This window comes from Sphingobacterium sp. MYb382 (assembly GCF_037572665.1).
In the GTDB taxonomy this organism is placed as follows: Bacteria; Bacteroidota; Bacteroidia; order Sphingobacteriales; family Sphingobacteriaceae; genus Sphingobacterium.
This window is the reverse complement of record NZ_JBBGZT010000024.1, coordinates 267,128-293,693: the sequence shown is the minus strand read 5'-3', so window position 1 is coordinate 293,693 and position 26,566 is coordinate 267,128. Positions and strand designations below refer to the sequence as shown.

Here is a 26,566-nt window from a genome sequence, read left to right as displayed (position 1 = left end):
TTATACTTCTACTTTAGCGCGTATAAGGTCTTCTGCTTGTTTAACAATCTCTTCTACAGATAAGCCTGTTGTGTCTATTGGTGCTAATACTTCCCAACTCATGTTGGTAAAAGGGCGTAATGGGAAATTACCGTATTTAACCATAAGGTAGGAACCACGGATAGCAATCGGCACGATTAGCGCTTCTGGATTTTTCTTCAATAATGTTGCTATACCGCCTACGGAGAAAGGTTTCATTTTTCCATTGCGTGTACGTGTTCCTTCGGGGAATATAAAAGCAGACCAATTTTTTGTTTTCATGTTATTAGCCAGCTGTAATATTTCTGCAATAGACTGTTTAGGGTCTTTACGGTCAATATTTGCGGCTCCACCATGCACCAGATTGAATGAAATACTCGGTATGCCTGCTTTAGCGAGCTCAATCTTAGAGATAAACTTACCATGGAATTTTCGTAGGAAAAAGATAAGCGGGGGTATGTCAAAGGAGCCTTGATGGTTGGCTACAAAAATGATAGGTCTACCCAGAGGTAGATTCTGATTGTTTATAAAAGTCGTTCTATTGAATAATGTATAGTTACATGCTACTAAGAAGGCATTTAATATATCCACACTTTTTTTATGTGCTGCGTATCCACCTAGTTTTAAGGATAGCCATTGTATCGGATGAAAGATGCATAGGCATAATAGAAAGCAGCTATAAAAGATTGGCGTTAAAATGAAACCAGCTAATTTTCTCATAAAATAAATATTTTGTAAAGATACGATTTGTCTTCTTAAATCGGATGAAATGGCTTTTCTGATCCCTTGGATGGGTTCTTGTGGTATAGGTGGTGAGGTTTCACTATTTAGGAAGCCCTCACCACTTCTATTGTCTTTTAAGGGGTTGTATTGGCAACAGGAAGTATCTTTCCGTTGTAGAACTTATGCCCATTCTGTGCAAATTCAGCTACGTAACGGCCCATTTCAAAAGCCAATGTACCTGCTTGAGCATCTGGGAAAGCTTCTTCAAACATCTCTGTTTGTGATGAGCCTAATGCTAAACAGTTTACCTTGATATCTCTATCTTTAAACTCTTCGGCTAAGCACTCTGTTAAAGTCGCTAATGCTCCTTTACTTGCGGAGTATCCTGCTAATCCCGGGAACTTTGATGCCCCTTGAAAGCCACCCATACTTCCTATGTTTACAATATGGCTTCCTTCATTCATAAGAGGAGCGATATGCTGAATCATTTGTATATGCCCTAAGAAGTTGGTTTGAAAAAGCTTAGCGAAGTCTTCCATATTTGTTTCAAGGAAAGGCTTGTTTATGAGTACCCCTGCATTGTTGATGAGGATATCTACTTTGTCAAATTTAGATTTTACAAAAGGAATTAAACCGTTTGCATAGTCGTCAAAGACAATATCAAACTGAACTGGATATAAGGTGCCTCCATCATGGTTTAAGGAGCTAGCTATTTCGTGTAGTTTACGAAGTTTATCCGCAGAGCGGGCTAAAGCGATTACATTATTGTCTTTATTTGCTGTTAAGTCTAAAACAGCTTCGAAGCCGATGCCGCTGCTTGCGCCGGTTATAATGATATTTGCCATGTTATTTATTTTTTTCTAATTCGTGTTCTATTTCTGCCGGCGATGGTAACTTTTCTGCGCCGAGGCGTTGTGGACGTAATACATAATAAATGCCTGAAGAGGCTACAATCAGCGATATTACATAAAATACCAACGAAACGAGTACCGCTAAATGTGGGTCTAGCTTAAAGTAGACTGCACCAAATGATATTAAGTATTCTCGTAGACCTAGTCCTCCAAGTATAGATGGAATAATAGCGACGAGTGAAGACAGTAGAAAGATAAGGAGATATGGTGCAAACTTACCATCGAAATGCATCGCTTGTAGTATAGAAATAGCACTCAAGGTTTGAAAGCCCTGTACTGCCAGTGCCTTTAGGTGAGTAACGATAAAATGGAGGAAGAATTCTTTAAAGAATACATATAAAAAATACAGATAGGTTATCGTTCCTATGACTAAGGCGCCGATAGTAACCTCATTAGGAATCGACAGTCTCGGCATAAAGATAATCAGGAGGCCGGTGATGATTGTCAAAGCCCATACTCCGCTTAAGCGGTCGAAAAATACTGCTGATAGAATCTTACGTCCTTTTATTTCATGGTTTTTGCGTAAGAAATATATTTTGTAGCCATCCCCACCAATGCCGCCGGGCAAGAAGAAATTGTACAGTAAGCCTAGCTGGTAGAGGCGCAGGTTGTGGCGCTCACTTACTTTAATGCCGATAACCTTCAAAAAGCTGTTTAAGCGTGATGAGGCAATAAGTTGTGATATAACATAGCAAAGGAGTGCCAGAACTAAATACCAAGGATTACATTTTGTAAAGGCTTCCTGTAGATCATGTATATTAACTTTTGAAAAGACCCATGCTAAAGCTCCTAGGGTAATGCTTATTTTTAAGATGTTTTTAAGCAGGGGCCAATATGTTTTTTTCGTCATTCGTGTAGGGAGACTAGTCTATTATTTTAATATTAAAAAGCAGGGAATATCCGAACGTAGAGGAGGATAAGGTAGAGCATCAGAAACAAACTGCACAATACAAACAACCAATTGAGGTCTATGCGTTGATATTTGTTTTTTAATACGCCGATAAGTAAGCCCGTAAAGGTTACTAATAACAAAATTGGTGCTAACAGGGCCAATTTGTTGGGAAAACTCACCTGTCCGAGGACATCTGTTTTCTTTTGTGTGAAATATAGAAACACTGGGGTCGCCATAATAATAAGATTGAGCCTTAACGCTGCTTTGGCTGCAAATTTGCTTATGGTATGATTTTTGGGAGCATTCATGCTGTCAAAGTTCTTATATTTGCGAATATAGTCAAAATAAAAAAACTAAAATTTATATTATGCGTAAACATAGCTTATCCCTGGTAACAATGCTATTAGCTGTCATTTTGTTTGCTGCCTGTGGCGCTCAAAAAAGACCAACTACTGGCGGGGGCTCCTCAGCTAATACGGGAGCTGCGGTAAATGAAGGTCCTACTGCATCACAATGGAAAAATGGATTGAAAGGCAAATGGGTTTTAAAATCTGTTGAAAGAGAGGATATTCCTGCGTCATACACGATAAAGAATATCTTGGATGAGGCTCCTGTAGAATGTTTCATCGGTAGTGTTTGGAACTTGCCAGGTGGTAACCAGAAGGGTAGTATTACGTTTAATACCTCAGGTACACTTTGTGCAAACGGTGCTGTACGTAATATCTTATGGAGTGTTTTTGATGGTAAATCTATCGGTGAGCACCCTCAATTTCAGTTCAAGAAGATCTATGCTGGGGAAAAAGCACAGAATGTAATTAGCGGTTACCGTTTGGATTTATCTTTCTCTGATGGACAGAGCTTAGTAATGCGTATGCCTATTCCTTTAGATAATGGTACAGGTAACTTAGTATTTAATTTTTCTAAAATACAGTAACAAGAGATTACATACATTATACGGAAGCTAGGCTTTAAAGCCTAGCTTCTTTTGTTATTAATGGTGGAGACTCTTCAAAAACACTAAAAATTATTAATTTTGTGTAATATTGAGCAATATGAATTCAAATACACCTAAAGTAGCCTTTATAACAGGTATTACTGGTCAAGATGGCGCTTACCTAGCTGAGTTTCTTTTAAGAAAAGGCTATATCGTGCATGGTTTAAAAAGACGTTCTTCTCTTTTTAATACAGATAGAATTGATCATTTATATCAAGATCCACATGTAAGCCAGCGTAATTTTATCTTGCACTATGGTGATTTGACTGATTCAACCAATCTTATTCGGATTATCCAAGAGGTGCAACCGGATGAGATTTATAATTTAGCGGCTCAATCTCATGTTAAAGTGAGTTTTGATACCCCTGAATATACGGCTAATGCCGACGGTATTGGTACACTCCGTATTTTGGATGCTGTACGCTTACTGGGCTTAAAGGATAAAACACGCATTTATCAAGCTTCTACTTCCGAGCTTTATGGTTTAGTACAAGCGGTTCCGCAGAGTGAGACGACTCCTTTCTACCCTCGAAGTCCTTATGCTGTAGCGAAGCTTTATGGCTATTGGATTACGGTGAATTATCGTGAGGCTTATCAAATGTATGCTTGTAATGGTATTCTTTTTAACCATGAAAGCCCTGTTCGTGGGGAAACGTTTGTAACCCGTAAGATTACGCGCGCTGTGGCTAAGATAGCTTTAGGATTACAAGATAAACTATACTTAGGGAATCTTTCTTCACAGCGAGACTGGGGCCATGCTAAAGACTATGTCGAAGCTATGTGGTTGATGCTACAGCAAGAACGTGCGGAAGATTATGTCATTGCGACAGGTGTGACGACTACCGTTCGTGATTTTGTGCGTATGGCTTTTGCGGAGTTGGGAGTAGAAATTGAGTTTAGTGGTAAAGATCTTGCTGAAAAGGGTGTTATTATAGATGTCGACAGAGAACGTTTAGTTGAATTAAATATTCCAGAGGATGCTATTAAATTAGGGCAAACCGTTGTTAAGGTTGATCCTCAGTATTTTAGACCGACAGAGGTAGATTTGTTAATTGGTGATCCTACAAAAGCGCAAAAACAATTAGGTTGGACGCCAAAGTATAATTTGGAAATGCTATTGAAAGAAATGGTTAATTCTGATTTGCAATTGATGCGTAAAGAGGAGTATCTCAAGAAAGGTGGTTTCGCTACAATGAATTATTTTGAGTAAAAGTTAAATCTATTTTAACTTAACGCGCATTGGAATAGTTTTTGTTTGGGCTATTCAAAGTGAAGAAATAAAGTAGGGTTGGCCTCGGTACACGTTTTAGAAATGCAGAATCAAAAAGAGACAAAAGATATAGCTGTTCCAGAGTTTATTCAACAGGAAGAACCGCAAAACCAGCAGAAAAAAGATAATTCTAAGATTTATTTTTTCATTATTGCTATCGTGGCTTTATTGGCTACGAATGTATACTTTTATGTTAAGTATAAGTCTTCGGGCGAGAAATTATATACCCTAGCCATTCAAAAGCAGGATTTACAGATTGAAATCGACCGTATTGAGGCCGAGTTAGACAATCTAAGCGCGCTGAAAGGAAGCACCGTAGATGCTGATTTGGAAGGTTCAGAGTTGAAAGCTCGTCAGATGATTGATGAGTTACGCCAAAAATTAGATGGTCACGGTATTAGCAATGAGGATCTTTTTGATGCGAAGCGCGAAGTGGCACGTTTGAAGGGAGATGTATCTACTTTACGAACGACCTTGAGTGATTTAAAAGCTAAAAACGAAGATTTACTTAAGGAGAATGCTAATCTTGCTGAAAAGGTTGATGTAACTGATAAGAAAGTTTCTTCTTTATCTGAAGAAAACTCGTCTCTTAAACATAAAGTTACGGCAGCTTCCGCATTGAAAGTATCCAATATTCAAGTTAATGGTGTTTCAATCTCTAAGAAAGAAAAAATAGAAACAGAAACTAGAGCTCGTCGTGTAGATAAATTACAGGTTCTTTTTTCCATTGCTGATAATACGCTAGCACAAAAAGGTGCTAAAGAAATTTATGTACGTGTGATTGATCCGGCTGGCAACCTGTATGGTGATGCCAATAACATCTTTTACGTACATGGTGAGAAGCTACAATATACTTTTAAAGAAGCTATTCAGTTTTCAAATAATGGGGAAGAATACCAGCTTTTATGGGAAACTGACAAATTTAAGAAAGGTGCATACACCATGTTGCTGTATAGCGACAACGCCATTATGGGGCGTGCTAGTGTTGTGCTGAAGTAAAAGATACTATTTTTAAAATGGATGAGGAGTTAGTTAAGCTGCGTTTGCAGTTGCGCTAGCTCCTTATTTTGTATTGGGAAAAAACTTGACAGTTAACTGTCCTGCAATTATTCGCTCACGCACTGTGTACGCTGAATCTTCTTGTGCTATTTCTTGTAGCTTAGCGTACAGTTCTTCTTGTGTCGTGTCTTGATCTATGTATCGACTCATAAATTCTTCTTCCTCTCGGAAGTTTAATAAATCCTGCGCTATTTTTTTATATTGATCAGCATATGTTGAATTAGGGTCAACAATCTCTTTGAGTTTAATTACAAAATCGGCATCAGCCATTCCTGGTCTATAATATTGCATAGTAAAACGCTGCAATAAAGCTTGCTCATCATTTTTAGTTGTGGAGCCACGGAATTTTGCGGATAAAAAGAATGACGCTATTTTGAGTAGTAAAAAACCTACTCCGATTACTACAAATAGTATTAATACAATTTTTCCCATAGTGACTAGAAAAGTAAATGTTGTTCCCGACTTCGCTGAATTATTTCGTTTCCAAAACTAAGGTTTTTACTTCTATGCTGTATGTTGATTTGTTATTTTATCTGTGTTTGTAGCGATTCCGCTAATGCGGTGTAGCTGCTTGTAGGGCGCAAGGAGCGTGATTTTTCTTGGTCATTGCTATTTCTGAGGTTATTATAGGCTAGGTTTGTAAATTGTCCGGTCGTCTTTATTTTAATTGACTTTGATTTTGTAAATTGCAAACTAGCAAAAACCCGATTATGTATAACAAATTAAGCATACTTCTCTTGGCCTGCAGCTTTGTAGCCTGTAATGCCGAAAAAACTATTGAATCGAAGGAGGAAATAACATTGAAGCCGTATCCCCAAACAGAAAAAATAGATCAGAAAGATCTTTATTTTGGTACATCTGTCGACGATCCTTATCGTTGGTTGGAAGATGACCTATCCGAAAAAACTAAACAATGGGTAAGCGCTGAGAATGCGGTTACATCCGATTATTTAGCCCAGATTCCTTTTCGTGAAGCAATTCGTAAGCGATTGGAGAATTTATGGAACTATGAAAAGGAAACAGCACCTTTTGTAGAGGGAGATTATACCTATTTCTATAAAAATGACGGCTTGCAGAATCAATACGTTCTATACCGTAAGAAAGGAAATGAAGGGAAGGAAGAGGTGTTTCTTGATCCGAATAAGTTTTCTACCGATGGTACAACCTCTCTAGCAGGTATCTCTTTTAGTAAAGATGGCTCACTGGTTGCCTATCAGCTTTCTGAAGGAGGCTCCGACTGGCGTAAAGTGATTATTTTGAATACGGCCGATAAGTCTGTTGTTGGCGATACGTTGGTTGATGTCAAATTCTCTGGCTTAGCATGGAAGGGGAACGAGGGGATTTTTTATAGCAGTTATGATAAGCCTAAAGCAGGTACTTCGGCTTTGTCAGCGATGACGGATTTACATAAACTATACTTCCATCAGTTGCGTACACCACAAGCGAGTGATAAATTAATTTTTGGAGGACCAGCAAAGCCTCGTCGTTATGTAGGAGCTGAATTGAGTGAAGATGGTAATCTATTGGTGGTTACAGCGGCAAACACAACTTCGGGTAATGAGTTGTATATTAAAGATCTTCAAAATCCGAATGCTGATTTTGTAACGGTTGTTGGCAATATGGATAAAAATCATGCCTTGGTAGACAACGAAGGGCATAAGCTTTTTATTTATACCGAGTTGGATGCTCCTAATGGGCGTTTAGTAACAGCAGACTTTGCAAACCCTCAACCTTCGAACTGGAAGGACTTGATTCCACAGACAGATCAGGTATTGACCGTTTCGACAGGAGGAACAAAACTTTTCGCTAATTATTTGAAGGATGCTACCTCTTTGGTTAAACAATATGACCGTTCAGGTCGTTTAGAGCGAGAAGTTACCTTGCCGGGCATTGGCACGGCTGCAGGTTTCTCTGCAAAGGCGGCAGATAAAGAATTGTATTACACCTTTACGAATTACGTAAACCCAGGTACAATTTATAAATATGATATTGGTGGCGGTGAGTCTTCGATTTATAAAAAATCGGCTGTGCAGTTTGATCCATCACAATATGAGTCTAAGCAAGTGTTTTATACCTCTAAGGACGGAACTAAAGTTCCTATGATTATTACCTATAAAAAGGGAATTAAATTAGATGGAACGAATCCTACGATGCTTTATGGTTACGGAGGTTTCAATATTAGTTTGACACCATCTTTTTCTACAAGTAATATTATTCTTTTAGAGCAAGGAGGCATATTTGCAGTTGCTAACTTACGTGGTGGTGGTGAGTATGGTGAAAGCTGGCATCTCGCAGGTACAAAGCTGAAGAAACAAAACGTTTTTGATGACTTTATTGGTGCTGCTGAATACCTGATAGCGGAGAAGTATACTTCTTCTTCAAAATTGGCTATTTCGGGCGCTTCTAACGGCGGTTTATTGGTAGGAGCTTGTATGACCCAGCGTCCTGATTTATTTCAAGTAGCGCTGCCAGGAGTGGGTGTATTGGATATGTTGCGTTACCACAAGTTTACGGCAGGTGCAGGATGGGCTTTCGATTATGGTACTGCTGATGATAGCGCTGAAATGTTTAACTACTTGTACAAATATTCGCCTTATCATGCCTTGAAAGAAGGTGTAAGCTACCCAGCAACAATGGTGACAACTGCCGATCACGATGACCGTGTTGTTCCAGCACACTCCTTCAAATTTGCAGCACGTCTGCAAGAATACCAAAAAGGGAGTAATCCGGTGTTAATTCGTATTGAAACGAATGCTGGCCATGGTGCAGGTAAATCTACAGCGATGGTTATTGCTGAACAAACCGATAAGTGGTCGTTTATGTTCCAGAACATGAAATTATCCTATAGAGAAGTTAAATAAAACTCATCTATATTAAAGATAGAAGGCGTATCCTAAGTAATTAGGATACGCCTTTTTTGCATCTTCACTATCCGTGAGCGATGTATTGTTCTTTGGACTCTCTTAGGCTTTATGCTTCATTTTATATAGGGGTACCATCTTTTGGTCGTAGACAAAAAATAAGGGCTGTATTTAGAAATACAGCCCTTATTTTTTACGTATATTTATTAAGCTTATTTGATGCCTAATTTTGTTTGTAAACCTTTTTCAATGGCATTTTTGTGTACCAATAATGAAATTGTTTTATAACGAACATACTCTTTAGTTACATACATATAACCTTTGTAGTCATTAGATTCACCCCAAGAGTTTTTCACGATGTAGTATTCTTTACCATTTTGATCTTTAACTAAACCAACAATGTGCATACCATGATCATCTGTTGTTGTGTAGTTATCAAAAGCTTCTTGACGTTGTGCTGGCGTAATTTTTGGCTCAGCTTTAGGACCATTGAACATGTTATCTTGTTCTTCCTTTGTCATTTGCTCGAATGGTTTTTCAGGAACGAAAGCTACACCATTTTTCCAGCTAAAGCTTTTTTCAGATACGTCTGTCGCCCATGCTACAGTATAACCTGTTGCTAAAGCGTTGTCGATAATGCTTGTTAAATCGTTGATTTTAACATTAAGGAAGCTTTCAAACGACCAGTTATCTTGAATTAACAAAACAAATGGTTTGTAGTATTCATGGTCTTCAAACGATGAGATACCTACATAATCATCTGGATTGATACCAACCACTTGATCAGCAAATGTTCTTGGAGTATACGTTTTTCCTTTGTATTGGAATGAAGCAGGAGCTTCACCTAAGTATGCATCCATTGCTGCGGTAAAAGATTTTAACCAGTTATTGCTTGGTTTCTTGCTTTTAGCTACGGTTTGTGTGATGCCTTGTAAGATAGGTCCCATTTCAGAGAAGTTGTTTCTCGTTTGGCCTTCTTGTAAACCTGTATATGCTTCACGTGGTACAGCACCATATTTTTTGAAGATGGTTAATACATCATGCAATTGACCACCATCACCTTGTGCTTGGTCGCCATGTAAACGAACAAAAGTTTTAGCTTTCTCAATGTATGTGTTACGTGCTGTGAAGATTTGAGAAATTTCTACAGGTTGTTTTCCCATTCTGATCATCTCTGACTCTAAGAAAGAGTTTCCAGAGTATGACCAACATGTTCCTGAAGAACCTTGATCTTTAATGGATGTATTAGCCAAGTTGATAACTTCTGTAAATTTGAATCCTGCTTTACTGTTATCGCTTGTGTTTCCTTTAAGTGCATTGATTAGGTTGTCTTGCGCATGTACTTGTGTTGTCGCTGCTCCAGCAAACAAAGCTGCTGCAAGAAATATTGATTTATTCCACTTCATTTGATTAAAATTTTACGAATTTATAAATTTAATAAACGCTTAGCTATTTTTTAATGTAAAAAAGCTAAGACATATAGCATAGCGATAGGTCGCCGCACTATATGTCTTAGCTTTAGTAAGCTTTATTGCGTTAAATCTTCTTTTTTAGGAAATAGAAGAGAGGCTACTACACTAATCACCAAGATAGAGATGATGATGATTAACGAGTGTATGGTCTTAAATCCAAGTTGCTCTAATTGTCCGTGAAGGAGCATTTTAGCACCGATAAATACCAATAAGAAGGCTAAGCCTACTTTCAGGTAATGGAATTTATGAATGATGTTTACCAATAGGAAGAACATCGAACGAAGTCCCAAGACCGCAAAAATATTCGAGAAGAATACAATGTAAGGGTCTTTTGTTACGGAAAATATAGCAGGGATAGAATCTACGGCAAAGATTAAGTCTGTAAACTCAATAACTAACAACACCAAAAATAGAGGTGTCATATATTTTACGCCATTTTCTACATGGAAAAATTTACCGCCATCTAGTTTTGGAGTCACCTTGAAGTATTTCGCGGCGAACTTTACTACAGGGTGCTTCTCTGGGTCAACATCATCTTCTTTATTACGGGTGATATACATGTTAATCCCTGTGTAAACCAAGAATGCCCCAAAGACGTACAAAATCCATCCAAATTGAGCAATAAGCGCTGCACCAATAAAGATGAAAATACAACGTAAAATGATGGCTCCAAGAATACCCCATACTAATACTTTGTGGTAGTATTTTTCAGGAATACCAAATGAAGAAAATAGAAGAACCATCACAAAGATGTTATCTACAGATAGCGCATATTCAACGACATAGCCTGTTAAGTATTCTATAGTCAGGTTAGCATTGTATGCTTTTATACTTGCTGCAATATCGTTTTCATTGATAACGATGTTATGCGCATGTTTTTCTATAATGTGTTTGAGGCTTGCAAAATCTTGAACATCATGAAGCTCATGCCCCCAGTTGTAGAGTACTAACCCAAATAATAGGGCAAATGCTACCCATATAGCACTCATGATGGCTGCCGATTTCAAGGTGATAGGTTTGTCGCTTTTGCTGAACAGACCTAAATCTACGGCTAGCATGAGGATAATAAAAATGATAAATCCTCCAAAAAATAAGAATTCGTGGCTCATGTGTTGGTTATTTTATTTGTTGCGTTCTGTCGTAAATCGTACTAATTGTTCTAATGCTTTTCTGTATTCACTCTCCGGGAAGCTACCTAGAATATCGAAAGCCTCTTTTTGATAAAGAAACATTTGTTCTTGTGCATATTCTAACCCACCACTCTTACGAACGAAATCAATAACTTCAGCTACTTTTTCTTTGTCTTCGCTATGGTTACGCACCAAGTTAATGATACGGCGCTTCTCTGCGCGATCACTGTGCTTTAATGCATAGATAAGAGGTAAGGTCATTTTCTTCTCTTTGATGTCATTGCCCACCGGCTTTCCGACATCATCAGTCCCGAAGTCAAAGAGGTCGTCCTTGATTTGGAAAGCAATACCTACTTTCTCTCCAAACTCACTCAGTCGTTCTACGATTTCTTTGGATGCCCCCGATGAAGAGGCGCCACAAGCGCAACAAGAAGCGATTAGTGAGGCTGTTTTCTTTTTTATAATTTCGAAGTAGATAGACTCTTCGATATCTAGCTTGCGTGCTTTCTCTATCTGTAGCAATTCGCCTTCACTCATCTCTTCTACAGCTTCCGATACGATACGTAATAAATCGTGCTCATTGCTGGCTACAGAGAGTAATAGACCTTTAGATAAGAGGAAGTCGCCAACGAGTACAGCTACTTTATTTTTCCATAATGCATTGATGGAGAAAAAGCCTCTACGTTCATTCGCATTATCTACGACATCATCGTGTACTAAGGATGCCGTGTGTAGTAACTCTACAAGAGAGGCTCCGCGGTAGGTAGAATCGTTGATACTGCCACATAGACCGGCCGATAAAAAAACAAACATGGGACGCATTTGCTTCCCTTTTTGTTTTAAAATATATTGTGTAATGCGATTTAATAGCGGAACAGAGCTACGCATAGATTCTTTAAATCGTACCTCAAAAAGTTCCAGTTCTTTCGCTATGGGAGTTTGTATTTCTTTTAATTTCAGCATGTAAAATGGCTAATTCACCATAATTGAAGTCGTGATAAACTGTTATAAATATACGTAATAGATTACAAAGCTTCGACAGCTAATTCTAATTCTTTATACCAGTCGGCACCGTACTCACGAATTAATGGATCTTTAAGGAATTTATATACCGGTACACCCAATTCTTTTCCGAAGGTACATGCGTCATGACAGATATGCCAACGGTCGTAATGTAATACATCGAAAGATGGGTAACTGGTGGTACGGATAGGGTAGAGGTGACAGGAGATTGGTTTTTTCCAGTCTACTTCGCCTAGTTCATAAGCCTTCTCAATAGCACACTTCGTGATTCCATTTTCCCAGGTTACATAAGCACATTCTTTATTTCCATCTACACAGGTAGTCGTTAGATCACCATCCGGATCAATTACATGCGTTCCTTGTTCTTCAATAGCTTGTATACCCTTTTCTGTCATATAGGGCTTTACTTTCGGATAGATTTCTTTTAAGATAGCTGTTTCAGCTTCTTGTAGTGGTGCGCCAGCATCCCCTTCGATACAACATATTCCTTTACATTTGCTGAGGTTACATACGAAATCATTAGCGATGATATCTTCGTGTACCAACACATTTCCTACTTCTATCATTTTCTTATTTATTTTGAATAACTAACACGTTCACCGAGCTTATGTTTTAAGCCGCTCGCTTGAACTAACTCCATGGTGATTGAACCGATTAAGATTTCAACCTGTGCTTTGACGGGGATACGATTGCCGTCGTTAGTCACCCATAGAAATAACTGGCTATTTTTTTTGAAAATTCGACCTGGAGAAATCTCCGGGCTTAATTTTATACACTCTAAGGTGCCTAAAGAGGTTTTTATCTTTTCAACACCGATATATTTAACGCCAAGTTGAGCAACGGTATCATTTAGGAAGTAGGTAATCTTAAAGCTATCATTTTTCTTTAAGCCTGAAAAATCAAGGTTGCGAGAGAAATAATAAGCCGATAGGAGGTCAAAAAATTGTGCATTAGGGCTTTTGAACGTACCTTTTCTTCCGGTGACCGATTTGTTCTTATGGTCAAAAGTGGCGTTTTCCTTACGGGTATAACGGCCTTCCTTTATATCTTCTGTATATAGATAGGGTAAAAAATTATCACCATCTATGTAAGAGTCATATTGGTTTTTTACGGTATAGAATACCGAAAAAGCACCTGATGTTTCTCCAAAAGCGGAGAGTTGGAAGGTGTTGGGATTACTAAACGACTGTTGTGATTTTTTTACCTGTAATGTTCCTGTCGCTGCAGAAATAATACCATACTTCAGCTTATAAGTCAATTTTTCACCTTCTTTAAAAGTAGGATCGCTCAAATAAGGCAATGCTTGTCCGTAAGTATTCACGGCTAGCGCAATAGTCAGAATAAGAATGGTGTAAAGTTTTTTCATACAGTAATGGACAGTTTATTAAGGAAATAGTTTAACCCTTACGCTTAAATACAGGTACTGTCGAACATGGTTCGCCATACATAATGCTTTTAGCAACTTTACTTAAGCCTATTGTGAAATTTACGAAAGCTGCCTCTGGGATATGAATATCGCCACAGCCTTTCACAACTACGCGCTGATCTTGGTAAACACTGTAATCGATGTCGCGTAAAGCATCTAGGAATAGTCTGTTCTCTACTTCTGCTACGGTGCCGAAATCGATAGAAGCAGCATAAGGCTCTAGTTTATTTGCCAACAGCATATAGGCCCATGTAGGGACGATAGCGTCGGCCGTACAGGTGATAGCGACATGCTGATCTTGATATTGTGCCCAGTCGTGCTCTTTGATAAAGTCACGGAAGTCTTTTTCACGCAGGATTAATCCATGAAACAAGTTATCCTTAATGTCGTAACAAACAATTGCTTGATTTGGGGCATATTTTGCCAAGTCAATGGTTACGAGACCACTTTGCGCTACTTTATTTATGATTTGCTCTTGAATTTCCATATCTATAAAACAAAAAAAGCCGGACAATTTGTCCGGCTATAAAGTTATGAATATATCTTAATAGAATCTAACGCGATTGTCATCAATATTAGCTTTCGCTTGTAAAGCTTGGAAGATGTTATTCCAAGAGCGTTGAGCTCTTGCATTTTGCATTTGTTTCTTTTGGTTACCCATGTCGCTTGCTACTAATTCAGCTGGGTTTGTGAAGCCGTTAACTTGAACTGCATACACACCTTGTGTACCAACTACTGATTTAGACAATTTGTTTGGTTGTAAACCGAATGCTGTACCAACAACAGAAGGCTCTAAAGCTACACCCGGTAATACAGGGTTTGCAAGAACGATGTTCTCTACAGCGATTGCTGATTTACCTAATTTTTGTGCCGCTTGGTCAATTGATGAAGCACCAGCTAAAGCGTTGTTTAATTTTTCTGTTAACATTTTCGCTTTAACTTCATTTTTCACTAATGCCTCGATGTGTGGTTTTACAGCCTCTAGGCTTAAGATACCTTTTGGTTGAACATCTACTACGCGAGCAACGATAAAGTCGTGGTCTGTCTCGTAAACCTTGTCAGAAACCTCACCTTTTTTAGCTTCGAATGCCCAACGTACTAACTCTCTAGGTACTTCTGTACCATTAAAGTTATTGTCCATCGCTACTACACGTTCAGCATCTTCTACTTTCAAGCCATGTTTAACAGCTGTCTCTTTGAAGTTTTTGCTATTCGCTTCGCTGAAGAAATTGTTAGCTTTAGCATATGCAGCATCTGTTGTTGCTTTACCGCTAGCAATAGCTTTATCAACGATTGCCGCTTTTACAATTTTAGAGTTACCGATTTGCTTTTCGATTTTTATAATATGTGTTCCGAAACGGCTGTTTACAACAGCGATATCACCTGATTTACCAGAGAATACTGCTTCATCAAACTCAGGAACCATTTGTCCGCGAGCGAATGTACCTAACTCACCACCGTTTACTTTACTACCTTGATCCGTACTGAACTGAATAGCTAATGAAGCAAAGCTTTCTCCTTTTTGAAGTAATCCTTTGATTGAATCAGCTTTTGCCTTCGCTTTATCTAGACCACCTTCAGCTGTTGCATCGATTAGGATGTGTGAAGCTTTTACAGAGTCAGGGCTAAATTTAACGCTTGCTACTTTCGCAATTTCATAAGCACCGTTTGATAAAATTGGTCCTACTGTAGTACCTGCTGGCGCATTGAAGATCAATGAGTCTAAAGCTGGGCTTACTTGTCCTTTGCGAACATAAGTAAATGGATGTTTGCTATCTGAATTAGAAATTACAAAAAGAGAGTCATTTGTTGACGCGATTAACTGCGTTTTTAACTGCTCGATTGTTGATTTTGTAGCAGCTGTATCGTTAGCTGTTGGTTTCGCATCAAACGAGATGAATTCAATAGATCTGCTTTCTTCTTGGTTTTTGAATGTATTTTTGTGACTATCGTAATACGCTTTGTAATCTGCATCCGTCAATTTGATTTCAGCATCTTTAACACCTGCGAAGTCTAACATTAAGTATTTGAAGTTAGCCAGTTTGTTGCGTTGGTTGTATTCTTCTTGAGCTTCTAGTGCTGTTACGTAAACACTGCTTGCTAGTAAGTTCGAATATTTCTGGTTTAAACGCTCGCTGTGGATGCTTTCCAACAACATTTCCCATTGTTGTTGCATCTGAGGCGTACCTTGTGAGTTGACAGAAGAAACGAAAGTGCTTAACTGGTTTCTATCAAACGTACCCGTTTGCGGGTTTGTAAAAGCCTGAACAATTTGTTGAGACGGATTAGCACCTGTTACTAAGTTGTTTAATTCTTCTTTACCAACGGTAAGGCCAATTTTTTCAATTTCTTGTTTTAGTAACTGTTGAGACACAAACTGATTCCACACTTGTTGTACAGCGTAGTTTTTGATTTGTGGTGAAGCTGCCGCTCCTCCCATTTGCTGTTGGAAGTTGGCTGTAGTTTGCTCTACTTGAGCATTGAAGTCTTGGTGTTCTATGGATTCTCCATTTACACTACCGACTTGATTTCTACTCTTTTGCCAAAAAGGAGTTCCTCTATTGATAACGTCTCCTAACAAAAACGCGACAATTCCTACAACCATGAAGGCTAAAACTATCCCACTAGCTCGGTTTCGCAAAAAGCTCATTAATCCCATAATCTGTCTACTGTGTTTATTTAAATGCTTATTCTTTAGTTATTTAATTGACCTTTATTAAAAACAAGGCGCAAGATACAATTTTTAATAAAAAAAAGTGTAAAAAATGTATAGGCTTGGAAACTAAATTTAAAGATTGTTATCCTCTATTATTTTATTTTCCAAAGGCAGGCATTTGACTTTGCCCCGAAGGGATAAAGAAGCCTGTCATATTTTGTCCCTCAATATGCTTGAATTGTGAGTCCGAAGTGAAAGAAAGTGCATATAAACTACCTCTCTGATCTTTGAAGTCAAAGGTAATAGGTACGGTATTATAGTAGATTTCTTTTTTCTCATCGAAAAACAACTCTTCGGTTTTGATGATGGAGCCGTCGCTCATATTAACCACTACGTTTTTACGGAAGGTTGTTAGTCCTGTATTACTATTTTGTATGGCATAATCTGCTTTGACGCGTTGGGATTCTTTCCCAAGTTCATCGAAGAAACGGATAACTACACCTTTTTTAAATTCATAGCTTCCCGTGCTATCTGGGTACTCCCTAAGCTCAGGGCTCGTTAATTCGGCCTTTACACGTGCAGAGTCACTATAGATGACGGTTACGTGTTTGGAAATATTGACATTCTCTTCAGCCTTGATGTTGGCAATACGATCAACCTCTCTTAAATCGTTCTCACAGCTTAAAAATAAGATTGCCCCAATCATGAAAAACATGTAAAGGGGCAGGCTTTTTATTTTATTTTTTCCTCTATGCATCATAGGGATTAATCTAAGCTACGACGAATAAACCACGAGTCATTAATAGTGAATCCAAGGTTGATATTAATATAACGCTCACGTACTAAGTTGTTTTTCATCGATCCTTGTTGACCAAATTCTGCCGAAATATTAACTTGAGAGAATGTTCTTCCGAAGTTTGATTGCGGTAGTGGTAATCCAAGACCTACTGATACAGCCATGTCGTTAATTTGATTGTTGCGGTACATTACGGCCGTTTTATTGTAACGGAAACCTAATCTGTAATCTACTTGATTTAAGTAGCGTGGTGATGTAGGGTCAGGTTTTATTTGTCCGCCTAAAGCAAAGCCATAGCTTTTACCGAGTTGACTTTCTCCTTCACGTGTTTGATATTTCGACCAATCTGCATATTTGAAGTCAGCACCAATCATCCAGTTGTATCCTTTGGATAAAGTTACCCCGATGTTGTGTTTCAATGGTAAGTTTAATTTGTGATTACCTACCGTAAACATGCTTGTTGTATCCAATGGTGGAGCTTCGTAATCCTCTTCAAAGTTAGGCTCAGATATCGTCACCATACGGTTTGTTTTAGCCGTAATACGGTTGTTTAATGATCCTGAGTAACCAATTGTAAAGTTGTGCTTACGACCAATTGCTTTACTATATTGAACACCATAGTCTAAAGTAGCACCATTGATGTTACGTGTTGTTTTTTGTTGTGTTTGGTAGGCCCCAGCGGTGGTCGGGAATTCTACACGGGTGATGTCGTACAGGTTACCAAATAAGAAACCTACGTTAGCACCAATGCTTAATCCTTTCAATGGAGAAACACCATAACCCACAAATGCCTTGTTAACACCCCCCTCACCAATAGATAGCGTTTTGTATTTTAAGGAGTCGATAGCATGAGATGATGTTGCTGAATAGCCAACATCAGAGTACGGAAGTAATCCGAAAGCCATACCACCAAATTTGCTAAGTGGTACCGCAATAGCAAGGTGACTAAAAGCGAAATCTGCTGTGTGGTCACTACTTTGGTCTTTTGACAGTTGTGTGAAGTTACCATATAAACCTGCGTCCATAACGGTTCTTGTAAGAGCCGAATACGATGCTGGGTTTGCTATATTCAATGTAGGGAATCCATTTAAGTTACGTACACCCGTTGATATACCGCCCATAGCTCTGGTTTGTGGCAAGAGATCTTCACGCATTTGGCCCAAGCCAAATTGCGAATACGGAGAGTGCGAAGTAGACTTTTGTGCATACGTATGTTGTATGCCGAGTAAACTTAAGCCTAGCAAAACTTGACCAGCTATTTTGGGAAACTTTCCTTTTAACAGTATGTGCATATATGTGGTTGATGTTACATTCGAGTAGACTCCATTTTTCTATTCATGTATTAGGCATTCGTTCTGAGCCATATATTTTTATAGGAGTAGCGTTTACTAAAATGATTACTTTTTCAAAATTTGTTACAAAACTATCTAATTTTTAATTATTCCTTTAGTTCAATTTGTTAAAAAAGGTTAATCGTTTTATTTTCAATGTGTTAAATAAATTGAAAATATAGGATAGTCAGGATGATTACAAGATATAAAATTTCGTATACCCATTTCGATTTTGAGTTGCTGAAATAGAAGGCCAAGTAAATAGCCAACGGTGGAGCACACAGAAGGAAATGGTTGATTGTGATGTGGCTATTTAGGTAAAAAGAACCTACAGTGAGCAACATCATAAAGAAGAGTAACTGGAATGATTTGCGTAGGTGGACAACGCTCTTAAAAAAGTGATCCTTGAGGACGAACAAGAAAAATAAAAGCGCAACTACAATAGGGGCTGTTACTAAAAAATCATACACATTAAGACTTAACTCTGTCGGGAATGAGTAGCCTAGTGGTTCAAATATTTCATAGTACTCGTGCAATCTATCTGTCCAGAAATAAATAACACCAAGTAGAAAATAGATGGTAATAAAACCTAGCAATGGCGTAATCCATTCTCGCCAGTTGAAGGGACGGAAAATGACAAGACTAATCCATAGCAGAAGCATCATCACGATGAATGGAAAGTAAATCAAGCTTCCTATAGCTACGATAAGGCCTAAGTCAAACATTAAGCTCCTTACATCGCTTAACTTATAAATGCTGAATAGCTTGCCGAGCATCCAAATAGCGATGAAATTGCAAATCAAAGGCGGGGAAAGTACCAAAAATGGAGCAAATAGACTAACCAAAGTCATATACATCAAAGCAACCATGAAGTTTGGTCGGCTCATGAAGTTGAAATGGTTGATGATACTATTTAGAAAAAAAGCTTGCAGCAGTGTGATGGCTAACGTTAAGAATACGTTTTGCTGCGGCGTTAAATTGGATCCTATTTTTAAGCCTATTAAATTGTCTACGGCAGGTTCTAAGAACACAGGGACAATTTTTTCGGGAAGGTGCATGAATACGCCAAGACATAATAAAAGGCCCATGAGCGCAACAAAGAGAATATTTAAAGGCGTAAATTTTCGATGTTGGCTAATAATCATGATCTCTTTTTAGTCTTTAAGATGGGCGCATTGTTGTGTGTAGATGAATAGCAAGTGCTGGCATACTATCATGCTAGCACTTGTTTTGTTTCTTTAGTTTTCGTTCTTTTCGAGTTTCTTAATGCGTCTATCCAATATGAATAGCGTCACGCCTAAGACAGCGAAGATGGTCAATAGGACCAAGATAACGACGTAAATCTTTCCAGAACTTCTAAGTCCTGTTGCCATTTCTACTTCTTGTGCAAAAGAGCTCAAGCTTATGAATAGGAAAAGACAAAAAGTAAGTATTTTTTTCATGACAGCTGTTATGAATGAGTATCGATTTGATTTCTTTTATTTTCTATTAAGCGGATACGGTAGCGTAAGGTACAAATCCAAGTACCAATAAGTATCCATCCAATTACGGCGGTATAAAATACAGGACGCATATAGTTGTCCATGTCTAAATCACCAAAAGTGCCATTACCACCATTCCCAGGGTGCAATGAATCTGTTAATTTTGGTAGGATGTAGATTAAAACAACCATAATTGGGAAAGAGAAGATGTTGTAGATAGCCGATATTTTGGCTCTTTTTTGTTCTTCTTCCAGGGCATTACGTAAAACTAAATACGCTAAATACATGAGTGTTGCGATAGCTGATCCATTTAGTTTTGGATCGTTGGGCCATGCTTCACCCCATGTTATGTTTGCCCACAGCATACCGGTTAATAAACCCATAGCACAAAACATAATCCCTGTATTTACAGCTTCCACAGCAATAAGGTCGTGTTTTGTATCTCCCGAGCTTAAATATTTAATGCTGTAAATTACCGAAATAAGATAGAGGGTAAGCATTGTAAACCACATAGGTACGTGGAAATATACGTTACGTATCGTTTCGTGTAAGATGGGAAGTTCAGGAACTGGCCCTAAAAAGCCGCCCACAATACTTAAGGCCACCATAACAAGCCCTAAGATTTTCCACCAAGATTTTCTCATGTTCGAAAAATTGTCGTATTAATCTCGCCAAAGGTAAGGAAATAACAACAAAGAAATTGTAATAGTAATTACATTAATTGCTAAAAGTAAAAGGATTTCCCCACTGGAGATAGCCCTGTCAAAGCCTACAATGGCGTTATTGGACAGTTTTATTAAAACGATGAGTAGGGGGATGATAACAGGGAAACTAAGAATAGCCATAATGGTGCTATTGTTTCCTGTTTTTGAACTTATACCTGATACCATTGTGAAGACCGAAGCAAAGCTAATGCTCCCCAGCACCACGGCTAGGAGGTACAATGGGAGGTCGGCTATTGGGTTTTTAAAGATTACCGAATAGATGGTGAAGGCCACAATAGACAGGAAGAGCATGATGATTATATTGTATACTACTTTGGATAGGATAATGGCTTTGGGGCTCACAATACTGTAGTAATACAATTGGCGGTAGCTACTTTCTTGCACAAAGCTACGGCTGATGGCGTTGATACTCGCAAAGAGCATAATAATCCAGAACAGAGCGTTCCAAACAAGCGTGTCTACTGATTTGAATGCTTGGAAGCATACAAAAACAGTAGACACGACATATAATAAGATCCCGTTGATGGCGTACTTAGAGCGCCATTCTAACATTAAATCTTTGTAGACTAAAACTTTTACTTGTTGGAATAAATTCATGCACCGCAAAGATAAGCATACTTCGGTTTGGATGATTGAAAAACTCCTGAAATTATATTCCTAAAGTGTTCATTCTATTTGCGCTACGTACGATTTAACTCGTTTGTTATGCTTTTTTCGCTTCTGTTTTTACTTCACTGATAGCGTCTTGTGTCTTGTTGGCTGCTGTTTTTGCAGCGTCGTTTGCTTTATTTACCCACTGGCTAGCCTTATCGGTTGCCACTTCTACAGCATGTTTACCAGCTTCAATTGCTCTATCTTTAAGGCTGCTTAAGTCCTTTTTCGCGGATTTAGCCAGTTTTTCAGCTTTTCTTCTTTCATCTTTGGAAAGTTTTTGAAGGGATTTCGTTAGGTCTTTAACCCCTTTATTAGCTTTATCCAACTGACGCTTCCCGTCTTCTGTTCCCAACAAATAGTAAGCAGCAGCTCCAGCAGCAAGTCCTATTAAAGCAAACGTAATTAATCCATTTTTCTTTTCCATAACTGTTCTGTTTTTAAATATGTTATAAGATACGTGTATTCAGTAAAATTAACAAGGTAAAGCAGGAAAAGTTTTGTGATTTTTTTGATTTAACAGAAATTAACTACTTACTTGTTGAGCTGATTGCAGCGCATATAAGTGATGGTATAAGCTTGTTTTTTCGGCCATTAATGTGTCGTGATTCCCGATTTCAGAAACTGTTCCATTTTCAACCACAACGATGTAGTCTGCATCTTTGATGGTGCTTAGTCGGTGAGCAATAATAATGGACGTACGATTCTTCATGAGCTCTTCCAGCGCAAGCTGCACTTGTCTTTCCGATTCTGAGTCTAAAGCTGAAGTGGCTTCATCGAGAATCAAAATGGCAGGGTCTTTTAGGAGCGCACGTGCAATAGCAATACGCTGACGCTGCCCGCCAGAGAGCTTCACGCCACGTTCACCCACGGCGGTGTCATAACCTTCGGGGAAGGCCATAATAAAGTCGTGTGCATGGGCACGTTTAGCTGCTTGGATAATTTCATCAGCATCGGCATCCAGTTGTCCATAGCCAATATTTTCTCGAATCGTTCCTCCAAAAAGTAAAACATCCTGTGGCACAATTGCGACTTGGTTACGGATATCTGTTAAGCTAAGGGAATCGCTGGATTTGTCATCGTAAAAGATTTGTCCTTGATTTGGGTGATAAAACTGTAAAATCAAAGAAGCGATAGTAGATTTTCCGGTTCCACTTGGGCCTACTAGCGCTAGTTTCTTGCCAGCTTCTACTTTAAAGGATATGTTTTTTAGAATTTGACTATCTGGTCGTGAAGGATAAGCGAAGCCTATATCACGGAAAGTAAGTCCGCCTTGAAGACGTTGACTAATTTCTTTATTGCTAGCAGATACTTCAATAGCTTCATTCTCTTCTTCCAAAATTTCTAATACGCGCTCACTAGCACCTAAAGAGCGTTGTATATTAGCGTAAAGCTCAGGAAGACTACCCATAGAGCCTGCAACGAACATAGAGTATAAGATATAGGTTGTTAAATCGCCCACAGATATCTCACCAGCGGATACTAAATTAGCACCATACCAAATGACAGCGATAACAGCTCCGAAAATACAAAAGATGATAAAGGAAGCAAAGAAACCACGATAGGTAGCTCCTTTTACCGCTAGACTTACGACACTATCAAGCTTGCTTGAGTAGCGGCGTGTCTCATAATATTCGTTGACGAATGCTTTTACATTACTGATTCCTAATAATGTTTCTTGAACGACACTATTGGATTCGGCAAGTTTATCTTGCGCTTGGCGCGATAGGTTACGGATGAAACGACCAAAAATCATAGCAGCTACCACAATAACAGGTAGGATACATAGGTTCATCAACGCTAATTTAGGCGATACAAAAACGAGTAAACATACACCGACACCTAAACTAATCATTTGGCGAAGTATTTCGGCCAATGTACTTGTTAGCGTATCTTGTATTTGTGCCAAATCTGCCGATAAACGGCTATTTAATTCACCTACACGGCGGTTTGCGAAGAAATCCATCGGTAGGGTAATCAGTTTGCAGTAGGTGTCTTTACGGAGGTTGGCTAAGGCTTTTTCAGCAATTTCCACAAAAAGACGAATACGTCCGAAAGAAATAATAGATTGAAAAAGCAAGATAATCATGGATACACCGCCTATATAAACAAGGCTTGCTGGCAACCATGTGTAGGTTTGTTTCCCTTGTGCCGCGTCTATCATAGCACCAAGGAGTGCTGGAAAGGTGAGCATCGCCAAACTAGAGAGGGTCAGAAAAATCATCCCAAAAATGAACTTCGTCCGAAAGGGACGTAAATAAGATGAAATTTGTAAAGCTTTCTTAAGAAGTTCCTTATTTAACTTTGGTTTGGGTAAATCGTCGGACTGTGTATTACCACTGTTCAATTGCGCTCTTGCCATTCAATACTGTATTTAAAGAACCAAAAATACAGTATTATTTATGGCGACTCATCACTGTTGCGTCAATTTTTTTATCTGTTGACGTTTATAGGCTTGATAGCGAGTGAATAATAAAAATGCGATAACGGCTAATGCAATGTATAGTGCAAGGTTGCTATGTCCTTGATCATCACCAAGCTCATTAATCTGTGCACGTAGTTTGTCGTTCTCGTTTTGCAGCTTTGAGATGGTTTTCATGTGTGCCGTTACTTGTGCATCATATTCTTTTGCTAGCGCTTCATAGCGAGCACTTTCATAGTCTTTAATATCGAGGAGTCTTTTTGTCTCAACAAAAATCTGATTATCGGCAACGATTACCTGCTTTAGGATATCAATAGAATGCTGCATATCGGCCGATGTCTTGAAAATACCGAAGATGCCTGATTTCATCTGTAGGCTGCGGTCAAACTCTCCGAAGCGTTCTTTACGGCTATCGAGAAGATTGTTTATACGCGCACGCTGATCGGCAAAGCTGATCGTGTCCTGTTGGATGCTTGCATGGGCCACCGATAGGAAGGTGCTCAAGAAGAATCCGAAGAAAAATAGTAAGCGTGTTTTTGTATTCATGCTGAATGATTAACAAGTTTTGTAAAAAAAATCAGCTATTGGACTACGAATTCACGTTAAGGATTAACGTGTGTATGGGTGGATTTTATTATTTATTTGGTGTCTAAAAATTCAATCATGATAATTTCATCCTGCTGAAGGCCTAAAAGACGGCTCGCATGTCCTTTGTTGATTGCTATTTCTAAGAAATTGCTAATGCCAAACAAACAAAGTTTCTCCCCCTCAGGTACTTCGTTGTAGTGCCAGCTTAGGGTATTGATGGTTTCATTTCTTTTGAAGTGTAGACGGAAGCTTCGACCACGTTGTACCTCATTAAAGAGCTCCTTACTAATGTTACTGATTACGTTACCAAAGGAGTCGATGTAAGATACATGGCCTTTAATAGCGTTGTTGTCAACAAGGGGTTGCACCATTACCTTTTTCAATGGGCTTTCAATAGGTTGGCCAATTTCTTTTAAGGCACCACCACTTGCAATATGACAAGCAGCCTTACTCAGGATATCCGCTAATGGAAAGTGCAGATAGCGTAAGTCTTGCATGATATCAATTTCGAAGATTTCTTGGATTTCTTTCTCGCCAACGATAATACTAAAGATGCCATTGTCTGCGCCCACAAAAAAGTGGTCGTCATATTTCATCATGGCATAACGCGATCCTTCTTGGAAGACGGTGTCAATTCCGATTAGGTGAACGGTTCCTTTGGGGAAGTAATGGTATACGTTACGCAATACAACAGCAGCTCGTTGAATATCAAACGAGGGTATTTCATGCGTGATATCAATCAAGCGTACATCGGGCAATTGCGATATAATGCTGCCTTTAAGTGCTGCCTGATAGAAATCTCGGTGTCCTAAATCTGTTGTTAGTGTAATTACTCCCATATAGCGTACCCCCTAAAGATACTAAAAGTTAAAATATTTAAGCGTGGAAATTCTTGAAGCCTTGCTGTTTACACAGCGAATTGTTACATGACTATTAAAATGAATACCAAAAGTGCCTACAAAAGTAATAAAAGAATGTACAATGTCCCCTTTAATCGAATCAAATTATGAGTTTTTGTTACGGCTATGACGGTCTTTTGTAGGCTGAAGTTGCTTTTGTATAGTCTAAGGTGTTGCAATACAAAATGTTAAAAATGGCTATAAAATATTATGCTTATTTTCCTGTGAAAAACCAGTATATTTATTTCAGAAATTAAACAGATATCAATTTGAACGAAGTACTTATCGATCTTGATGGCATCAATTTGATGACATTATGGGGAGCCCAGAATGAGAATTTTGAGCTTATTAAAAGAGGATTTCCGAAACTTCGTTTGGTAGCTAGGGGTAATGAGTTGAAAGTGCTGGGGGAGCAATCTGAACAAAGTCGGTTTCAGTCGGTTTTTGAAGGTATTCTACATCATGTCGAACAGTTTCAATCCCTAACGGGGATGGAGCTCGAAACATTGCTTGGAGATTCCGTACGACCCGAGAGGCCTGTAGAGGAAAAGAAAAGTAGTGAACCGGTGGCTTTTAAAGGGGAGCCTATTGTTTATGGACCTAACGGTTTGATTGTGCGGGCACGCACACCGAACCAACGGAAGATGGTCGATAAGCTGGAAACCAATGACATCATGTTCGCCATTGGTCCTGCTGGAACCGGAAAAACCTATACCGCTGTCGCCCTGGCAGTCCGCGCATTGCGCAACAAAGAAATCAAACGTATCATTCTTACCCGTCCTGCTGTTGAAGCTGGTGAAAATTTAGGCTTTTTGCCTGGCGATTTAAAGGAAAAAGTTGATCCGTATTTACGACCTTTGTACGATGCGTTGGATGATATGATTCCTGCAGAAAAGCTTAAAGATTATTTAGAGAAAAGAGTAATTGAGATTGCTCCTTTGGCTTTTATGCGTGGGCGTACGCTCGATAACTGTTTTGTGATTTTAGATGAAGCACAGAATGCGACAGATATGCAGCTCAAAATGTTCCTTACACGAATGGGGCCATCGGCCAAGTTTATTGTTACGGGCGATTTAACGCAAATTGATTTACCGAAGAAAAGCCAATCAGGTTTGGCTACAGCTGTTAACTTGCTGGATAGTATTGAAGGAATTGCGATTGTGCATCTCAACGGAGCCGACGTCGTTCGTCATAAATTGGTTAAGCGTATTTTAGAGGCGTACGGAGATATTTAAGAT

At 38.8% G+C, this 26,566-nt stretch carries 27 protein-coding genes; 5 read left to right on the top strand and 22 right to left on the bottom strand.

Annotated elements, in window-relative coordinates; translation table 11 throughout:
• The 4 genes from WH223_RS11915 to WH223_RS11900 form a co-directional block, all read right to left on the bottom strand.
• Positions 1–738, bottom strand: a complete 738-nt coding sequence (locus WH223_RS11915; protein ID WP_340047903.1) for a lysophospholipid acyltransferase family protein — start codon at positions 736–738, stop codon at positions 1–3.
• Positions 739–875: 137 nt separating this feature from the next.
• Entirely contained in the window at positions 876–1,586 is a 711-nt protein-coding gene (locus WH223_RS11910) for an SDR family NAD(P)-dependent oxidoreductase (protein WP_340047902.1), read from the bottom strand.
• A 1-nt stretch (position 1,587) separates the two neighbouring features.
• Positions 1,588–2,502 carry a lysylphosphatidylglycerol synthase transmembrane domain-containing protein gene (locus tag WH223_RS11905; protein WP_340047900.1) on the bottom strand — a complete coding sequence of 305 codons (915 nt, stop codon included), beginning with the start codon at positions 2,500–2,502 and terminating at the stop codon, positions 1,588–1,590.
• Between the two features lie 32 nt (positions 2,503–2,534).
• Positions 2,535–2,852: a hypothetical protein gene (locus WH223_RS11900; protein WP_340047898.1), complete on the bottom strand. Its 318-nt coding sequence runs from the start codon at positions 2,850–2,852 to the stop codon at positions 2,535–2,537.
• A 59-nt stretch (positions 2,853–2,911) separates the two neighbouring features.
• Here WH223_RS11900 and WH223_RS11895 point away from each other — a divergent pair, with 59 nt between their 5' ends.
• From WH223_RS11895 to WH223_RS11885, 3 genes are all read left to right on the top strand, one after another.
• Positions 2,912–3,478, top strand: coding sequence for a hypothetical protein (locus WH223_RS11895; protein ID WP_340047896.1), 567 nt, complete (start codon positions 2,912–2,914; stop codon positions 3,476–3,478).
• A 118-nt stretch (positions 3,479–3,596) separates the two neighbouring features.
• A complete protein-coding gene (gene gmd, locus WH223_RS11890; RefSeq protein ID WP_340047895.1) occupies positions 3,597–4,748 on the top strand; it encodes a GDP-mannose 4,6-dehydratase in 1,152 nt (383 codons plus the stop codon).
• 102 nt (positions 4,749–4,850) lie between these two features.
• Entirely contained in the window at positions 4,851–5,807 is a 957-nt protein-coding gene (locus WH223_RS11885) for a hypothetical protein (RefSeq protein WP_340047894.1), read from the top strand.
• A 63-nt stretch (positions 5,808–5,870) separates the two neighbouring features.
• Here the strand turns inward: WH223_RS11885 and WH223_RS11880 are convergent, their stop codons facing one another.
• Positions 5,871–6,299, bottom strand: coding sequence for a hypothetical protein (locus WH223_RS11880; protein ID WP_340047893.1), 429 nt, complete (start codon positions 6,297–6,299; stop codon positions 5,871–5,873).
• Positions 6,300–6,577: 278 nt separating this feature from the next.
• On the opposite strand from WH223_RS11880, the gene WH223_RS11875 reads away from it, so the two are divergent.
• Complete coding sequence (locus WH223_RS11875) at positions 6,578–8,728, top strand: prolyl oligopeptidase family serine peptidase (protein WP_340047892.1); 2,151 nt, start codon at positions 6,578–6,580, stop codon at positions 8,726–8,728.
• Between the two features lie 212 nt (positions 8,729–8,940).
• Here WH223_RS11875 and WH223_RS11870 read toward each other — a convergent pair whose 3' ends face one another.
• From WH223_RS11870 to WH223_RS11790, 17 genes are all read right to left on the bottom strand, one after another.
• Complete coding sequence (locus WH223_RS11870; RefSeq protein WP_340047891.1) at positions 8,941–10,134, bottom strand: C1 family peptidase; 1,194 nt, start codon at positions 10,132–10,134, stop codon at positions 8,941–8,943.
• A gap of 122 nt (positions 10,135–10,256) precedes the next feature.
• Positions 10,257–11,309, bottom strand: a complete 1,053-nt coding sequence (locus tag WH223_RS11865) for a TerC/Alx family metal homeostasis membrane protein (RefSeq protein ID WP_340047890.1) — start codon at positions 11,307–11,309, stop codon at positions 10,257–10,259.
• Positions 11,310–11,321: 12 nt separating this feature from the next.
• Positions 11,322–12,293, bottom strand: a complete 972-nt coding sequence (locus WH223_RS11860; RefSeq protein WP_340047889.1) for a polyprenyl synthetase family protein — start codon at positions 12,291–12,293, stop codon at positions 11,322–11,324.
• 62 nt (positions 12,294–12,355) lie between these two features.
• Entirely contained in the window at positions 12,356–12,919 is a 564-nt protein-coding gene (locus WH223_RS11855; RefSeq protein ID WP_340047887.1) for a DUF3109 family protein, read from the bottom strand.
• 8 nt (positions 12,920–12,927) lie between these two features.
• A complete protein-coding gene (locus WH223_RS11850; RefSeq protein WP_340047886.1) occupies positions 12,928–13,719 on the bottom strand; it encodes a DUF3108 domain-containing protein in 792 nt (263 codons plus the stop codon).
• Positions 13,720–13,750: 31 nt separating this feature from the next.
• The gene (locus tag WH223_RS11845; RefSeq protein ID WP_340047885.1) at positions 13,751–14,266 is read right to left on the bottom strand and encodes a DUF2480 family protein; all 516 of its coding nucleotides are present in this window, start codon (positions 14,264–14,266) and stop codon (positions 13,751–13,753) included.
• A 57-nt stretch (positions 14,267–14,323) separates the two neighbouring features.
• The gene (locus WH223_RS11840; protein ID WP_340048295.1) at positions 14,324–16,429 is read right to left on the bottom strand and encodes a peptidylprolyl isomerase; all 2,106 of its coding nucleotides are present in this window, start codon (positions 16,427–16,429) and stop codon (positions 14,324–14,326) included.
• A 163-nt stretch (positions 16,430–16,592) separates the two neighbouring features.
• Positions 16,593–17,192 (bottom strand): LPS export ABC transporter periplasmic protein LptC, encoded by a 600-nt coding sequence (gene lptC, locus WH223_RS11835; RefSeq protein WP_340048294.1) that lies wholly within the window; start codon positions 17,190–17,192, stop codon positions 16,593–16,595.
• A gap of 8 nt (positions 17,193–17,200) precedes the next feature.
• A complete protein-coding gene (locus tag WH223_RS11830; protein WP_340047884.1) occupies positions 17,201–18,523 on the bottom strand; it encodes a hypothetical protein in 1,323 nt (440 codons plus the stop codon).
• A 200-nt stretch (positions 18,524–18,723) separates the two neighbouring features.
• On the bottom strand, positions 18,724–19,707 hold the full coding sequence (locus WH223_RS11825) for a DUF6427 family protein (protein ID WP_340047883.1): 984 nt from the start codon (positions 19,705–19,707) through the stop codon (positions 18,724–18,726).
• 93 nt (positions 19,708–19,800) lie between these two features.
• Complete coding sequence (locus WH223_RS11820) at positions 19,801–20,004, bottom strand: CcmD family protein (RefSeq protein WP_340047882.1); 204 nt, start codon at positions 20,002–20,004, stop codon at positions 19,801–19,803.
• Between the two features lie 8 nt (positions 20,005–20,012).
• Complete coding sequence (locus tag WH223_RS11815) at positions 20,013–20,687, bottom strand: cytochrome c biogenesis protein (RefSeq protein WP_340047881.1); 675 nt, start codon at positions 20,685–20,687, stop codon at positions 20,013–20,015.
• Positions 20,688–20,705: 18 nt separating this feature from the next.
• Complete coding sequence (locus WH223_RS11810; RefSeq protein ID WP_340047879.1) at positions 20,706–21,365, bottom strand: heme exporter protein CcmB; 660 nt, start codon at positions 21,363–21,365, stop codon at positions 20,706–20,708.
• A gap of 106 nt (positions 21,366–21,471) precedes the next feature.
• Entirely contained in the window at positions 21,472–21,846 is a 375-nt protein-coding gene (locus WH223_RS11805; RefSeq protein ID WP_340047878.1) for a hypothetical protein, read from the bottom strand.
• Positions 21,847–21,945: 99 nt separating this feature from the next.
• The gene (locus tag WH223_RS11800) at positions 21,946–23,781 is read right to left on the bottom strand and encodes an ABC transporter ATP-binding protein (RefSeq protein ID WP_340047877.1); all 1,836 of its coding nucleotides are present in this window, start codon (positions 23,779–23,781) and stop codon (positions 21,946–21,948) included.
• Between the two features lie 51 nt (positions 23,782–23,832).
• Positions 23,833–24,387, bottom strand: a complete 555-nt coding sequence (locus WH223_RS11795; RefSeq protein ID WP_340047875.1) for a hypothetical protein — start codon at positions 24,385–24,387, stop codon at positions 23,833–23,835.
• A gap of 92 nt (positions 24,388–24,479) precedes the next feature.
• Complete coding sequence (locus WH223_RS11790) at positions 24,480–25,268, bottom strand: SAM hydrolase/SAM-dependent halogenase family protein (protein ID WP_340047874.1); 789 nt, start codon at positions 25,266–25,268, stop codon at positions 24,480–24,482.
• Positions 25,269–25,597: 329 nt separating this feature from the next.
• Between WH223_RS11790 and WH223_RS11785 the strand changes: the two genes are divergently transcribed.
• Positions 25,598–26,563 carry a PhoH family protein gene (locus tag WH223_RS11785; protein WP_340047873.1) on the top strand — a complete coding sequence of 322 codons (966 nt, stop codon included), beginning with the start codon at positions 25,598–25,600 and terminating at the stop codon, positions 26,561–26,563.
• Positions 26,564–26,566: the final 3 nt, after the last annotated feature.

Coding starts and splice junctions, on each gene's coding strand:
- WH223_RS11895 (WP_340047896.1), top strand. CDS start 2,912: ATGCGTAAACATAGCTTATCCCTGGTAACAATGCTATTAGCTGTCATT.
- WH223_RS11855 (WP_340047887.1), bottom strand. CDS start 12,919: ATGATAGAAGTAGGAAATGTGTTGGTACACGAAGATATCATCGCTAAT.
- WH223_RS11870 (WP_340047891.1), bottom strand. CDS start 10,134: ATGAAGTGGAATAAATCAATATTTCTTGCAGCAGCTTTGTTTGCTGGA.
- WH223_RS11815 (WP_340047881.1), bottom strand. CDS start 20,687: ATGAGAAAATCTTGGTGGAAAATCTTAGGGCTTGTTATGGTGGCCTTA.
- WH223_RS11885 (WP_340047894.1), top strand. CDS start 4,851: ATGCAGAATCAAAAAGAGACAAAAGATATAGCTGTTCCAGAGTTTATT.
- WH223_RS11880 (WP_340047893.1), bottom strand. CDS start 6,299: ATGGGAAAAATTGTATTAATACTATTTGTAGTAATCGGAGTAGGTTTT.
- WH223_RS11845 (WP_340047885.1), bottom strand. CDS start 14,266: ATGGAAATTCAAGAGCAAATCATAAATAAAGTAGCGCAAAGTGGTCTC.
- WH223_RS11790 (WP_340047874.1), bottom strand. CDS start 25,268: ATGGGAGTAATTACACTAACAACAGATTTAGGACACCGAGATTTCTAT.
- WH223_RS11820 (WP_340047882.1), bottom strand. CDS start 20,004: ATGAAAAAAATACTTACTTTTTGTCTTTTCCTATTCATAAGCTTGAGC.
- WH223_RS11800 (WP_340047877.1), bottom strand. CDS start 23,781: ATGGCAAGAGCGCAATTGAACAGTGGTAATACACAGTCCGACGATTTA.
- WH223_RS11810 (WP_340047879.1), bottom strand. CDS start 21,365: ATGAATTTATTCCAACAAGTAAAAGTTTTAGTCTACAAAGATTTAATG.
- WH223_RS11860 (WP_340047889.1), bottom strand. CDS start 12,293: ATGCTGAAATTAAAAGAAATACAAACTCCCATAGCGAAAGAACTGGAA.
- gmd (WP_340047895.1), top strand. CDS start 3,597: ATGAATTCAAATACACCTAAAGTAGCCTTTATAACAGGTATTACTGGT.
- WH223_RS11905 (WP_340047900.1), bottom strand. CDS start 2,502: ATGACGAAAAAAACATATTGGCCCCTGCTTAAAAACATCTTAAAAATA.
- WH223_RS11865 (WP_340047890.1), bottom strand. CDS start 11,309: ATGAGCCACGAATTCTTATTTTTTGGAGGATTTATCATTTTTATTATC.
- WH223_RS11805 (WP_340047878.1), bottom strand. CDS start 21,846: ATGGAAAAGAAAAATGGATTAATTACGTTTGCTTTAATAGGACTTGCT.
- WH223_RS11910 (WP_340047902.1), bottom strand. CDS start 1,586: ATGGCAAATATCATTATAACCGGCGCAAGCAGCGGCATCGGCTTCGAA.
- WH223_RS11915 (WP_340047903.1), bottom strand. CDS start 738: ATGAGAAAATTAGCTGGTTTCATTTTAACGCCAATCTTTTATAGCTGC.
- WH223_RS11840 (WP_340048295.1), bottom strand. CDS start 16,429: ATGAGCTTTTTGCGAAACCGAGCTAGTGGGATAGTTTTAGCCTTCATG.
- WH223_RS11850 (WP_340047886.1), bottom strand. CDS start 13,719: ATGAAAAAACTTTACACCATTCTTATTCTGACTATTGCGCTAGCCGTG.
- WH223_RS11875 (WP_340047892.1), top strand. CDS start 6,578: ATGTATAACAAATTAAGCATACTTCTCTTGGCCTGCAGCTTTGTAGCC.
- WH223_RS11825 (WP_340047883.1), bottom strand. CDS start 19,707: ATGATTATTAGCCAACATCGAAAATTTACGCCTTTAAATATTCTCTTT.
- WH223_RS11900 (WP_340047898.1), bottom strand. CDS start 2,852: ATGAATGCTCCCAAAAATCATACCATAAGCAAATTTGCAGCCAAAGCA.
- WH223_RS11830 (WP_340047884.1), bottom strand. CDS start 18,523: ATGCACATACTGTTAAAAGGAAAGTTTCCCAAAATAGCTGGTCAAGTT.
- lptC (WP_340048294.1), bottom strand. CDS start 17,192: ATGCATAGAGGAAAAAATAAAATAAAAAGCCTGCCCCTTTACATGTTT.
- WH223_RS11795 (WP_340047875.1), bottom strand. CDS start 24,387: ATGAATACAAAAACACGCTTACTATTTTTCTTCGGATTCTTCTTGAGC.